The sequence below is a fragment of the Flavobacterium fluviatile genome, assembly GCF_010645065.1.
In the GTDB taxonomy this organism is placed as follows: domain Bacteria; phylum Bacteroidota; class Bacteroidia; order Flavobacteriales; family Flavobacteriaceae; genus Flavobacterium; species Flavobacterium fluviatile.
In genome coordinates this window covers 1-12714 of the sequence record NZ_JAADZW010000023.1, presented here as the reverse complement: position 1 = coordinate 12714, position 12714 = coordinate 1, and the positions used below count along the sequence as shown (strand labels likewise).

At 36.3% G+C, this 12714-nt stretch carries 13 protein-coding genes; 5 read left to right on the top strand and 8 right to left on the bottom strand.

The genetic code is table 11. The features are described 5' to 3' along the window. Positions 1–41: 41 nt before the first annotated feature. From GXM17_RS17950 to rpsA, 3 genes are all read left to right on the top strand, one after another. Positions 42–1229 carry a BamA/TamA family outer membrane protein gene (locus GXM17_RS17950; protein WP_244307437.1) on the top strand — a complete coding sequence of 396 codons (1188 nt, stop codon included), beginning with the start codon at positions 42–44 and terminating at the stop codon, positions 1227–1229. A 175-nt stretch (positions 1230–1404) separates the two neighbouring features. After that, entirely contained in the window at positions 1405–2898 is a 1494-nt protein-coding gene (locus GXM17_RS17945; RefSeq protein WP_163400851.1) for an aminotransferase class V-fold PLP-dependent enzyme, read from the top strand. 480 nt (positions 2899–3378) lie between these two features. Further along, complete coding sequence (rpsA, locus tag GXM17_RS17940) at positions 3379–5157, top strand: 30S ribosomal protein S1 (RefSeq protein ID WP_163400849.1); 1779 nt, start codon at positions 3379–3381, stop codon at positions 5155–5157. A 294-nt stretch (positions 5158–5451) separates the two neighbouring features. Here the strand turns inward: rpsA and GXM17_RS17935 are convergent, their stop codons facing one another. Both GXM17_RS17935 and GXM17_RS17930 read right to left on the bottom strand, forming a co-directional pair. Then, positions 5452–5976 carry an ExbD/TolR family protein gene (locus GXM17_RS17935; protein WP_163400847.1) on the bottom strand — a complete coding sequence of 175 codons (525 nt, stop codon included), beginning with the start codon at positions 5974–5976 and terminating at the stop codon, positions 5452–5454. A gap of 12 nt (positions 5977–5988) precedes the next feature. After that, positions 5989–6507, bottom strand: coding sequence for an ExbD/TolR family protein (locus tag GXM17_RS17930; RefSeq protein ID WP_163400845.1), 519 nt, complete (start codon positions 6505–6507; stop codon positions 5989–5991). Between the two features lie 178 nt (positions 6508–6685). On the opposite strand from GXM17_RS17930, the gene GXM17_RS17925 reads away from it, so the two are divergent. Continuing rightward, positions 6686–7708: an LLM class flavin-dependent oxidoreductase gene (locus GXM17_RS17925; protein WP_163400843.1), complete on the top strand. Its 1023-nt coding sequence runs from the start codon at positions 6686–6688 to the stop codon at positions 7706–7708. Positions 7709–7781: 73 nt separating this feature from the next. Here GXM17_RS17925 and GXM17_RS17920 read toward each other — a convergent pair whose 3' ends face one another. After that, positions 7782–8072, bottom strand: a complete 291-nt coding sequence (locus tag GXM17_RS17920; RefSeq protein WP_163400841.1) for a hypothetical protein — start codon at positions 8070–8072, stop codon at positions 7782–7784. 369 nt (positions 8073–8441) lie between these two features. Between GXM17_RS17920 and GXM17_RS17915 the strand changes: the two genes are divergently transcribed. Further along, entirely contained in the window at positions 8442–8996 is a 555-nt protein-coding gene (locus tag GXM17_RS17915; RefSeq protein ID WP_163400839.1) for a fasciclin domain-containing protein, read from the top strand. A gap of 69 nt (positions 8997–9065) precedes the next feature. On the opposite strand, the gene GXM17_RS17910 is transcribed toward GXM17_RS17915, so the two are convergent. The 5 genes from GXM17_RS17910 to GXM17_RS17895 form a co-directional block, all read right to left on the bottom strand. Next, positions 9066–9644, bottom strand: a complete 579-nt coding sequence (locus GXM17_RS17910) for a PhnA domain-containing protein (RefSeq protein ID WP_163400837.1) — start codon at positions 9642–9644, stop codon at positions 9066–9068. 72 nt (positions 9645–9716) lie between these two features. Beyond that, entirely contained in the window at positions 9717–9863 is a 147-nt protein-coding gene (locus GXM17_RS21595) for a hypothetical protein (RefSeq protein WP_167522129.1), read from the bottom strand. Positions 9864–9890: 27 nt separating this feature from the next. After that, the gene (gene coaD / locus GXM17_RS17905; protein ID WP_163400835.1) at positions 9891–10349 is read right to left on the bottom strand and encodes a pantetheine-phosphate adenylyltransferase; all 459 of its coding nucleotides are present in this window, start codon (positions 10347–10349) and stop codon (positions 9891–9893) included. A 93-nt stretch (positions 10350–10442) separates the two neighbouring features. Continuing rightward, positions 10443–11135: a DUF421 domain-containing protein gene (locus GXM17_RS17900; RefSeq protein WP_163400833.1), complete on the bottom strand. Its 693-nt coding sequence runs from the start codon at positions 11133–11135 to the stop codon at positions 10443–10445. 290 nt (positions 11136–11425) lie between these two features. Beyond that, entirely contained in the window at positions 11426–12397 is a 972-nt protein-coding gene (locus tag GXM17_RS17895) for a D-alanine--D-alanine ligase (RefSeq protein WP_163400831.1), read from the bottom strand. Positions 12398–12714: the final 317 nt, after the last annotated feature.

Genomic DNA, 12714 nt, shown 5'->3' with positions numbered 1-12714 from the left:
TTTCGATCGCTTTTTGGTGTTTACTTTTTAGTTCCGCTATTTTGACTGCCCAAAGTGAAAATGCCGATACTTTATGTCCTCCAAAAACGATATTTGAAATTTTTAAAAAGAAAGATTCCGTTTTCGTGATGAAACCGGTCAGGAATAATTTTTTTCTGCTGATTCCTGTCATTGGTTCTCAACCTGCGACGGGATTTATGTTTGGGGCCGTTGCTCAATATACTTTTAAAGGAAAACTCGCAGAAGATAAATACTCTATAGCAAATGTGGGAATCATTTATACCACCAAAAAGCAATGGATGATTAACGTTAAAAATAATATTTTACTCAATAATAACAAGATCTTCCTTAGCGGAGACTACAGGTTTTATATTTTTTCGCAGCCCAATTATGGTTTAGGTACAGGAATTATTCCGGGACATACTGTAGATGCCGATTTTGAGATTAGCTCTATTGCCGAGCCGATGGATTATAATTATTTTAAATTTCATCAAACGGCATCCTGGAGAGTGAGTAAGGATTTTTATTTGGGAGGAGGTTTGAATTTTGACTGGTATTCTTCAATAAATGATTATAATCTCGATGTTGAAAATGAGCAATTTACTGAGCATTATAATTACAGTAAAAAATACAATTTTGACAATACAGAATATTTTATAAACGGATTTAATTTTAATGCAGTTTACGATTCCAGGGATAATCAGGTAAATGCAAGTAGAGGTTGGTATGCGAACTTAAACTATCGCTTAAATCCGGTATTTTTTAAAAATCAGGATTACAGCGGTGTTTTGTATGGAGAATACCGTCATTTCATACCGCTTTTTAATCCCCATAAACGATATATACTGGCACTTTGGGCTTATGGTCAGTTTGTTGTAAACGGTAAAGTTCCGTATCTGAATTTGCCGGCATTGGGGTGGGATCAGCGCAGCAGGAGCGGAGAAGGATATACTCAAGGTTTGTTTCGCGGACCGGGACTGGTTTATTTGTCAACAGAATTCAGATTTCCTATTACATGTAATCAGCTTTTGAGCGGCGTGGTGTTTACAAATTTTATTACCGCAAGCAATGACGATAAAAGTGTACGCCTTTTTAATTCTATACAGCCTGCTGCTGGAGTTGGACTGCGTTTGTTGATTGATAAGGCAACTAAAACAAATTTGATTTTTGATTATGCCTGGGGCCGAAAATCGGAAGGGTTTTATCTTAATGCAGGAGAAACTTTTTAGCATTTAACAATTTCCAGTTACTCTACTTGTTATATAGGAAATATTATTAAATTAATTAAAAACCAAACGTTTTTGTAATTATAATATTGCATAAGTTAAAATCTGAAGTTTATTATTGATGAATTAACAATTTTATAAAAAAGGAATATATTTGTGCGCAAATAAAAAAGTACAAATGGAAACTACCGCTAAAAGCGCTTCATTAGAGTTATATTTTGAACGTTTCAGAGAGAATATAGTTGGAATTCATCAGGAATTTGATTCACCTTATGGAAAAAAACAAATTATTTACACCGACTGGACGGCCAGTGGAAGATTGTATCGCCCGATTGAAGAAAAGCTTTTAAATGAATTTGGCCCTTTTGTAGCCAATACCCATACCGAAACCACTGTTTCGGGTACTGCTATGACCAAAGCGTATCACCATGCACGCCACATCATCAAACGTCACACAAATGCCAGTTCTGATGATGTTTTGATTACAGATGGTACCGGAATGACAGGAGTTATCAATAAATTTCAGCGAATTTTAGGTTTGAAAGTGCCTGAAAACCTGAAAGCTTTTACCAATATTCCGGCTGAGAAAAAACCAATTGTTTTTATTTCGCACATGGAGCATCATTCCAATCAGACTTCGTGGCTGGAAACAATTGCAGATGTTGAAATTATTCCGTGTTCTGAAACTGAAAAGGGACTTTTTAGCCTTGACAATTTAAAAGAGTTATTAGAAAAATATAAAGACAGAACGATAAAAATTGCGTCGATTACAGCATGTTCTAATGTAACCGGATTAAAAACACCTTTTCACGAAGCAGCAAAACTGATGCACCTGTATAACGGTGTCTGTTTTGTAGATTTTGCCTGTTCAGGGCCTTATGTAGAAATTAATATGCATCCTGAAGATCCAGAAGCGTATCTGGATGCAATTTTCTTTTCGCCGCATAAATTTTTGGGAGGTCCCGGAACGTCAGGAGTTTTGATTTTCAATAAAAAATTATACAATAATATGATTCCCGATTGTCCGGGCGGAGGAACCGTTAGCTGGACCAATCCGTGGGGAGAGCATAAATATATCGATAATATCGAAGACCGCGAAGATGGTGGAACTCCGGGTTTTCTCCAAGTGATTAAAACGGCTCTTGCAATCGAATTAAAAGAAGAAATGGGAATTGAAAATATCCTGCAGCGCGAGCATGAAATTGTAGATTTTATTTTTAATGAACTGAATCCAATTTCAAATATCAAGATTCTGGCGGGACAGCATCAGGAGCGTTTGGGTGTTATTTCGTTTTTTATTGAAGATTTGCATTTTAATTTAGGTGTAAAATTACTGAATGACAAATTCGGAATTCAGACCAGAGGAGGCTGCAGTTGTGCCGGAACTTATGGACACTTTTTGCTGCACGTGGATCAGGAAACCTCAAGCAAACTGGTTGATGAAATTACAATTGGCGATTTGATAAAAAAACCGGGCTGGATCAGAATGTCGATTCACCCAACGACAACTAATGAAGAAATTGCTTATGTGTGCCAAAGTATTAAAGAATTGGCTGAAAACCACGAAAGCTGGAAACTGGATTATGAGTATGATAAAAACACGAATGAGTTTGTTCATAAAAATGCAAATTCTTTTGAAGATGAATTGGTGGCGGGTTGGTTTAATTCGTAAGTTAAAGTTAAGATGTCATCCTGAGCGGAGTCGAAGGCTTTTAGGCGAGAAACGGCTTCGACTCCGCTCAGCCTGACACCTGGTTAGGGGTATTGTAAAGTTTAGACCCGACAAGTTTTCATAACATGTCGGGTTTGTTGGTTCTTATGGAAATATGAATTTCCTAACCTAGCCCCGATAGAAGTGAAAATCCTTTTGTGCCGGGGTTCGGCATAAAAGATTACTTCGTCAGTTCGCTATCGCTCGTGTGCAACGAATAGCGGGACTTTTGGTCTTGAAAACCCTAAAAATGCCTGCTTCAGAGCCATTAACTGATAATCATGTGTTTTTTTGTTGGCTGTTACAAATAAATGTATTAATTTTGCAGTCCTTTTGGCGGTCAGCGTTTCCATTAGGAATCAAACAATTAAGTAAAACAACTTCTGTTTTTTTACCGCTTTATGAAACACGAGGAAAACAGAATACAAATTTTTTATCAGCATGTCTGAACAATTAAAATCACAAGAAGAGTTTTTAGCAAATTTTAACTGGCACAACTTCCAGGAAGGAATCGACGCAGTAGATGAGAAAAACTTACAAGAGTTTGAAGAACTAGTATCAAAAACTTTCATCGCTACAGATCAGGAAGAAGTAGTTGAAGGTGTTGTTGTTAGAATTACAGATAGAGACGTTATCGTTGATATCAATGCTAAATCTGAAGGTGTTATTTCTTTAAACGAATTCCGTTACAACCCAAACTTAAAAGTAGGTGACAAAGTAGAAGTATTAATCGACATCCGTGAGGATAAAACAGGTCAGTTAGTATTATCTCACAGAAAAGCACGTACTATCAAGTCTTGGGATAGAGTTATTGCAGCTAATGAAACCGGAGAAATCGTTAACGGTTTTGTTAAATGCAGAACTAAAGGAGGTATGATCGTTGACGTATTCGGTATCGAGGCGTTCTTACCAGGATCTCAAATTGACGTTAAGCCAATTAGAGACTACGATGTATATGTAAACAAAATGATGGAATTCAAAGTGGTAAAAATCAACCACGAATTCAAAAACGTTGTTGTATCTCACAAAGCGCTTATCGAAGCTGATATCGAGGTACAGAAAAAAGAAATCATCGGTCAATTACAAAAAGGACAAGTATTAGAAGGTGTTGTTAAAAACATTACTTCTTATGGTGTGTTCATTGACTTAGGTGGTGTTGACGGATTAATTCACATTACTGACCTTTCTTGGAGCAGAATCAACCACCCAAGTGAAGTTCTTGAATTAGACCAAAAATTAAACGTTGTAATCCTTGATTTCGATGACGAGAAAACAAGAATTCAATTAGGATTGAAACAATTAAACGCTCACCCATGGGATGCTTTAGATGCTAATTTAACTGTTGGTGATAAAGTGAAAGGTAAAGTAGTTGTAATCGCTGATTACGGTGCATTTATCGAAGTTGCTGAAGGTGTTGAAGGTTTAATCCACGTTTCTGAAATGTCATGGTCAACTCACTTACGTTCTGCTCAGGACTTCGTGAAAGTTGGAGATGTTGTTGAAGCAGTTATCTTAACTCTTGACAGAGAAGATCGTAAGATGTCATTAGGTATCAAGCAATTAACTCAGGATCCATGGACTGATATTACTTCTAAATACCCGGTAGGTTCTAAACATACAGGTATCGTTAGAAACTTTACAAACTTTGGTATTTTCGTAGAATTAGAAGAAGGAATTGATGGATTAATCTACATCTCTGACTTATCCTGGACTAAGAAAATCAAACACCCATCTGAGTTTGTAAACGTTGGTGAAAAACTTGATGTTGTAGTATTAGAATTAGATGTTGAAGGACGTAAATTATCTTTAGGTCACAAACAAACTACTGCTAATCCTTGGGATCAATACGAAGATTCTTTCGCTGTAGGAACTATCCACAATGGTGAAATTTCTGAAATCGTTGACAAAGGAGCTACTGTAGAATTCGGAGATGATATCGTTGCTTTCATTCCTACTCGTCACCTTGAAAAAGAAGACGGAAAGAAATTGAAAAAAGGTGATACAGCTGATTTCAAAGTAATCGAGTTCAACAAAGAATTCAAAAGAGTAGTTGCTTCTCACACTGCTATCTTCAGAGAAGAAGAAGAGAAAAATGTAAAAGCTGCTGCTGAAAATACTTCATCTAACTCTACTACTAATGCACCAGCTGCGACTTTAGGTGATAACAATGATGTATTGGCTGCTCTTAAAGCTAAAATGGAAAAAACTGAGAAAAAATAATTCTTAGTTGTAGAGATGCACTGCAGTGCATCTCTACAACCATATAAAGAGTTCCACAGTGGTGTGGGACTTTTTTTTATGTCTTTTTGTTTAAGGTTTCAAGTTTCTAAGTTGGAGCGAAGTCGATAACTCATAGTTGGAATTTGAAATTTCTTTATTATGTTTTAGAAGCTATTTACTTCGTCAATTCGCTATCGCTCGTGTCCAGCTATCATTCCAAATCTTTTATGCCGAACTCCGGCACAAAAGGATTTTCCCTTCTATCTGGGCTAGGCAACCGTTTTCACAATGAATTTAATTTGAAGCAAGTAATTTTGTTTCTTCAGGTGTGTAATAATCTACAATAGCATAAGAATTAATTCCTGTTATATTCATTTCTTCAAGAATATCAACCAGATTGCCGTAATTAGATTTTTTGCTGGGTTTGATGATGACTGTAACACCTATTTCAGGTTTTCCCATTCTGGCAGAATATTCATGAACTTTTCTGTCAATGTTTAATAGCTCTCTACGTATTCCGTCTCTTCCATATTTGACTTGTTTAGGATTCTGGACAGGAGAATGTATTAATCCCATATAAGTAATCATCTTGTCGTTATCGTCAAGTAATACGGTTAAAATACGGTTTTCATCTGGTTTGTTGCATTCAGGTTTAGGACCACAACCACTGTCCCCGTGTCCAAAGTCCATAATTTTCGGTTTGGCCAATTCAGCCGCAACCATAAAAAATATAATCAATAAAAAAGAAATGCTGACCATGGCGGTTAAGTCAACTCTTGTATTTAGTTTTCTGCTTCTGACTTTTCTATTGATTTCCATTGCTTTTGAATTTTAGTTGTCTGCTAATAATTTAGTTTCTTCGGGAGTGAAATCATTTACGATTGCATAAGTTTGAATTTTAGTAATTGCCATTTCATCCAGAATGTCAACTAAATTTTTGAAGTTGCATTTTTTGCTGGGTTTTATAATTACTGTTAAACCATTTTTTGAGCTCCCTGTATATTCCTGAATCTGTTTATTTTTATTTAATAATTCTTTACGAATTCCTTCTTTACCATATTCAATTTCTTTAGCAGGAATTATTGGATAACTTAAAATCCCCATATAATAAATCAATTTATCATCATCACCTAATAAAATTGTAAAAGATCTATTTTCGCCACAGCTACCATGCCAACCACAAGTTATATCTCCATTATCGGGCAATGCTAAATCAATAGCCTTTGGCTTTGACAATTCGCCAACAACCATAAAAAATATAATCAGTAAAAAAGAAACGCTGACCATTGCAGTCAAATCAACTCTTGCACTTAACTTTTTGCTTCTTATTTTTTTAGGCAGATTTTCCATAATGAATCTATTTTGATTTAAAGTTATTAAAAAAAAGATAAATATTAACAGAAGAGTTAAAAGGATTTTTAGATATACTATTTATGAACAAAGGTGATGATAATTTCGGTCTATCGATTGAAATCTTACTCAATAATGATGCGTATATTTGGAATAGTAATTACTAATAATGCTATCTATGAAGAAAATAGGATTTTTATCGTTTGGGCATTGGGCGAATCATCCTTCTTATAAAACCCGTACGGCAGGCGATACGCTTCTTCAGTCCATTGATTTGGCCGTTGCTGCAGAGGAAATTGGTTTGGATGGTGCTTATTTCCGGGTTCATCATTTTGCCACCCAGCTGGCATCGCCTTTTCCTTTACTTTCGGCTATTGGTGCTAAAACAAGCAAAATAGAGATTGGGACAGGAGTGATTGATATGCGGTATGAGAATCCGTTGTATATGGTGGAAGATGCCGGTGCTGCCGACTTAATTTCAGGAGGACGTTTACAATTAGGAATCAGCAGGGGATCGCCGGAACAGGTGATTGATGGCTGGCGCGAATTTGGGTACGAACCTGTAAAGGGTGAAACAGATGCTGATATGGGGCGCAAAAAAGCGCTGGAATTTTTAAAAAGGCTCAACGGTGAAGGATTTGCTGAACCCAATCCGTATCCGATGTTTCCAAATCCGCCGGGCTTATTGCGGCTGGAGCCACATTCAGAAGGACTCCGAGAGCGAATCTGGTGGGGGGCTGCATCCAATGCTACAGCTGTCTGGGCGGCTGAAAACGGAATGCATTTGCAAAGTTCTACCCTGAAGTATGATGAAAATGGCAAACCTTTCCATATCCAGCAGGCAGAGCAGATCCGGTTATACAAAGAAGCCTGGAAAAAAGCCGGACATCAGCGTGAAGCAAGGGTTTCAGTAAGCCGTTCCATTTTTGCACTGGTCAACGACCAGGACAGATACTATTTTGCAGATCAGGGTAAAGGCTCAGATAGCTTTGGTAATATTGAAAGAGATAAACGGGCAATCTTTGGTAAAAGTTATGCAGCTGAGCCGGATAAACTCATCGCAGAATTAGCTCAGGATGAAGCTATTCAGGAAGCCGATACATTATTGCTGACAATACCCAACACATTAGGCGTTGACTATAATATTCATGTGCTCTCAGCTATACTAAAATATGTTGCCCCGGAACTTGGTTGGCGTTAAATTATAAAACACAAAGTTCCCTTATGTTTAAAAGGGGACTTTTTTATGTTTTATTATCAACAACAACTCAGTTTTAGTTCTTCATTAGAAAACTTCCTGGTTCTTCCTCATTCTTATCAAATTCACCGTCGAGTCCAATAGATTCCAGTTCTTCCCAGTCATTTTCATCGTATTCAGAATGCAGATCATCCTCAAGGTATTCTTCCAGGTCGCCAAGCTCTAAGTTGTAATGGTTACTGGCTGTAAGTTCTGCTTCAAAAGCGACATCTAAGTAATCATCGTAATTTAATATCAGCTGTTCTTCATAATGTGTCATATCGCTCGTATATTCGTCAGACGAATAAAATTGATTATCAAATTCCATATCAATAAGTTTTTAGTTTTAGTATTTTTATCATAGCCCACCTTTATTGGACAGATTAAAAGTACATTTTATGATATGAAGATATTTTATACAATTTTTCTGATAACTTGTTAAATTATCATTTTTAAGGTCTTCATATTAAATTAGGCAAAATCAATAAAAGAGAATGTTCCCTTAGTAGTAAATTTATCTTACGAAATGGTCCTGATTTTAAATTAAGTTTAAATTTTCTTCCTTTTATAAAAGGTAGTTGTTTGTAATCTAGCGCTTTACTACGAACTCTTTTTTTTATTAATTTTTAATTTCAGCAATCCTAAAACCAAATTAAGACTTAAAGCGTAAATGAATCTATAACTTAAAACATTCATTATGAAAACTACAAAATTTTTAGCAGCAGCAGTTTTAGCTTTGGGATTCGGATTTGCATCATTTGCACAAAAAACAGTAATGGTTGGCGGAGCTGCCATGTATCCAAATAAGAATATTGTCGAAAATGCCGTTAACTCAAAAGATCATACGACATTGGTTGCTGCAGTAAAAGCGGCAGGATTGGTAGAAACATTACAAGGAAAAGGACCTTTTACGGTTTTTGCTCCCACAAATGCTGCATTTGACAAACTTCCAGCTGGAACTGTTGAAACATTATTAAAACCGGAAAATATCAAAACACTACAAACAATATTAACCTATCACGTTGTAGCTGGAAAAATGAATGCTTTGGATATTGCAAAAGCAATAAAAATGGGTAAGGGAAAAGCAACTCTTAAAACAGTTAGCGGCGGAACTTTAACTGCCTGGATGGACGGGAAAGATTTGTACATCTCTGATGAAAGCGGAAACAAATCGAAAGTTACTATTGCAGATGTCAACCAATCAAATGGTGTTATTCATGTAGTTGACACCGTATTGTTGCCAAAAATGTAAAATTAAATAAGGTTAATTAATTTTTAAGTCACAGTTTTGTTAATGCAATAAAACTGTGACTTTTTTAGATTATATCTTCTTAACGTATTGTGTAATAATAACAATCTGCTGACCATCGACTTTTCCTTCAATATATTCAGCGTTTTCATGATCTAAGCGAATATTGCGAACAGCAGTGCCTTGTTTGGCAACCATGCTTGATCCTTTTACCTTCAGATCTTTAATTAAAACTACCGAATCTCCGTGCTGTAAAACAACGCCGTTGCTATCACGATGAACCAGTTTGTTTTCGTCATCTTCACCTTCTCCGGTTGCCTGTGCCCACGTAAGAGTATCTTCGTCTAAGTACATCATGTCCAGTAATTCCTGAGGCCAGCCGGCAGCACGCATACGGCTTAACATTCTCCAGGCCACAACCTGAACCGGAATGTTTTCATTCCACATACTGTCGTTAAGGCATCTCCAGTGATTTAAATCAACTTTGTCCGGATTTTCAATTTGGTCAATACAGGTATTGCAGGCTAATATACTTTCGTCAATTCCGCCTTTTTGAGTGGGTAAAATGGTATATACTTTCAGGTTTTCTTCTGCGCCGCAAAGTTCACATTTAGATCCGCTGCGTTTCCTTAATTCTCTTTCGATGCTCATGGTTTGATTTTATTTGAAACGCCGAAATTACTTATAATTTGACTGGGTTACAAATTTATGTTTGGTTCAAAATCAAGGTTTAATACGTACTATTTTACCGTCTTTTAGAACAACTAATTCGCTATTCATTTTCTTTTTGAAATCTATTAGTTTTTCATAAACTTTGTCCATTCCTTCAAGAATTTTAGTTTGGTTTTCAGTTCGTTTATGAGTTTTCATTGTAATAATCTTTTAAATTATTGAATTTTATTTCTTCACCCTCACTGCCTCCGGAACCAGCATTTCATATTCGCCGCCGTGGCGTAATACATCACGAACAATACTAGAACTGATAAATGAAGTACCTGCCGCAGTTAATAAAAACACGGTTTCTATTTTAGATAGTTTTCTGTTAGTATGTGCGATGGCTTTTTCAAATTCAAAATCGGCTGGGTTGCGCAAACCTCTTAAAATAAAATTGGCTTTTAGTTTTTTTGCCAGATCGATGGTCAGGCCTTCGTAAGTAATCACCGAAACTTTAGGTTCGTTTTTAAAAGTTTCCTCTATAAAGCGTTTTCTTTCTTCCAGTGAAAACATGTATTTTTTTTCGGCATTAACACCAATAGCTATTATGATTTCATCAAATAAAGGGATTCCTCTTTTGATAATATCTTCGTGTCCAAGAGTAATAGGATCAAACGACCCCGGAAATATAGCTTTTTTCATTTTTTAAATTTTCTAAGGTTTTGAGGTACTAAGCTTCTAAGTTTTTTTAAAGCAGCAGCTTTGGAATTTGGTATTTTAAGTATTGAAATTTCTTTACGTTATCCTTTTTGTATTTATGGATTCAACCCATTCCTCTTTTTGACAAACTTTGCATTTTGCAGTCCCTGCTTTTTGTTTCTCAGTATGTCCACAGAAGCTGCAGGAATAGGTACCGTCAGTTGGAATAATTTTACTTTTTTTAGAAAACAAAGCAGGTAAAATCGGCAGTCCGTATCCAACTTCTTCATCCGGATAATAAAAAACACTTATTTCACCGCTGGGTTCTATAAAAGCATGTTTCACCTGTCCCAAATGTTCGATGGATTGTACTCTGAGTTCCGAAAAAAATTCATCCTGTGCCAGCGTTTCTTTTGCAAAAGAGGATAAAGAAAATTTTCCGTCCTGAATAAGGCATTCGGTTTTGCCTTCTATGAATTCTTCAAATTTTTTGCTTTTTCCGGTTAGCCAGGTGACAGTCCGGTACAAAATCATGATAACTCCAAAAACCGTTATCGCCGGTACAATGCCTACATCTTCATAAAACATAGGGTCTCCTGCAGCAGAGCCCAGCGCAATAATTATTACAGTTTCAAAAATAGACAATTGTTTTACGCCTCTTTTTCCTGCCAGTTTTAGTGTCAGTAATAAAATTATGAACATTACGGAGGAACGAAAGATTACTTCCAGAAGGAAAACTCCCGGCAGTTCGTTAAATAACAATCTATCCCATTCAAATATTTCTTTCATTTGTTGAGGTGCTAAGGTTCTGAGGAACTAAGTTACTAAGTTTTTCACTCTGAAACCTAAATTTTCTTGATTTGTCATTCCGACGAAGGTGGAATCTTCGTGAGAAGCTCTATAAAGTATTTCAATCTTTAGCGAATATAATCGTAGAGATTGCTTCGCCAGTTCGCTATCACTCGTGTACTTCTTCGTTGGAATGACAATATTGTTTGTTTTAGTTAGAATTAAGACTATTAAAAAAACAAAGGTGCTAAAATCTTAGAATCTTAGCACCTCAGTATCTTAGCATCTTTTTAAGCCAGCGCCAGCTCAATTGCATTGGTAAATAAATCTTCAAGGGTTATTCCGGCTGCTTTTGCCTGCTGTGGAATTAAGCTTTCGGTTGTTAATCCCGGGATGGTATTCATTTCCAGCATGTGCGGTTCGTTGTTTACGATAATGAATTCGCTTCTTGAGAACCCTTTCATTTTCAACACCTCATAAGCGCGTTTGGCTGTTTCGCCAATTTTCTGTGTCAGTTCGTCTGAAATTCTCGCAGGTGTAATTTCCTGTGATTTTCCTTCGTATTTGGCTTCGTAATCAAAGAAATCATTGTCTGAGACGATTTCTGTAATGGGTAAAACGATGATTTCTCCTTTATAATTGATAACGCCAACAGAAACCTCAGTTCCGTCAAGGAAACTTTCGATGATGATTTCGTTGTCTTCTTTGTACGCTACTTCAATGGCAATTGGCAATTCGGCTTCGGTTTTTACTTTTGAGATTCCAAAACTTGATCCGGCTTTGTTTGGTTTTACGAAACAAGGTAAACCAACCTTTTTGACGATTTCGGCTGTATTGATCTCTTCTCCTTTGTTTAGGTAATATGAGATAGCCGTTTTGATTCCGTATGGTTTTAAAACCGATAATAAATCACGTTTGTTGAAGGTTACGGCTGCCTGATAATAATCGCATGAAGTCTGCGGAATTCCGAGTAATTCGAAATACGCCTGCATAAGTCCGTCTTCGCCCGGAGAACCGTGAATAGCATTAAAAACACAGTCAAATTTGATTTTATCGCCGTTTACGGTTACGGAAAAATCGTTTCTGTCAATTGGAAATTCAGCTTCATTTTCGTCAACATAAACCCATTTTTCTTTGAAAATATGAATTCGGAATCCGTTGTATTTTGTTTTGTCAAGATATTGTTTTACTACGTTTCCGCTGATTAGAGAGATTTTATATTCGCTTGAATATCCGCCCATGATGATGGCTATGTTTTTCATTTTATATTTTTTTGTTTCAGGTTTATTCTTAAGTTTTTATTTGTTTCACGTTTCAGGTTCTTGCTACAAATTGCATGAATTACACTATTTTTTCTCAATCTTGTCATTTCGACCGGAGGGAGAAATCACACTCGGGATTCGACAAAGATTGGAACCATACTTTATGGAGCTTCTAGTGTGATTTCTCCCTCCGGTCGAAATGACAAAAAAGAAAGAACGTTCTTTTGAAAACGAGTGCCATAGGTACTATCTTTAGTTCCTAATTTATTTTACTATTTTTTTTATATTTGTATGACCGAGAGGAAACTTCTTGCGAT

Bases quoted from the DNA above. Each gene is read 5' to 3' on its own strand.
- GXM17_RS17945 (WP_163400851.1), top strand. From the start codon at position 1,405: ATGGAAACTACCGCTAAAAGCGCTTCATTAGAGTTATATTTTGAACGT.
- rpsA (WP_163400849.1), top strand. From the start codon at position 3,379: ATGTCTGAACAATTAAAATCACAAGAAGAGTTTTTAGCAAATTTTAAC.
- GXM17_RS17935 (WP_163400847.1), bottom strand. From the start codon at position 5,976: ATGGAAATCAATAGAAAAGTCAGAAGCAGAAAACTAAATACAAGAGTT.
- GXM17_RS17930 (WP_163400845.1), bottom strand. From the start codon at position 6,507: ATGGAAAATCTGCCTAAAAAAATAAGAAGCAAAAAGTTAAGTGCAAGA.
- GXM17_RS17925 (WP_163400843.1), top strand. From the start codon at position 6,686: ATGAAGAAAATAGGATTTTTATCGTTTGGGCATTGGGCGAATCATCCT.
- GXM17_RS17920 (WP_163400841.1), bottom strand. From the start codon at position 8,072: ATGGAATTTGATAATCAATTTTATTCGTCTGACGAATATACGAGCGAT.
- GXM17_RS17915 (WP_163400839.1), top strand. From the start codon at position 8,442: ATGAAAACTACAAAATTTTTAGCAGCAGCAGTTTTAGCTTTGGGATTC.
- GXM17_RS17910 (WP_163400837.1), bottom strand. From the start codon at position 9,644: ATGAGCATCGAAAGAGAATTAAGGAAACGCAGCGGATCTAAATGTGAA.
- GXM17_RS21595 (WP_167522129.1), bottom strand. From the start codon at position 9,863: ATGAAAACTCATAAACGAACTGAAAACCAAACTAAAATTCTTGAAGGA.
- coaD (WP_163400835.1), bottom strand. From the start codon at position 10,349: ATGAAAAAAGCTATATTTCCGGGGTCGTTTGATCCTATTACTCTTGGA.
- GXM17_RS17900 (WP_163400833.1), bottom strand. From the start codon at position 11,135: ATGAAAGAAATATTTGAATGGGATAGATTGTTATTTAACGAACTGCCG.
- GXM17_RS17895 (WP_163400831.1), bottom strand. From the start codon at position 12,397: ATGAAAAACATAGCCATCATCATGGGCGGATATTCAAGCGAATATAAA.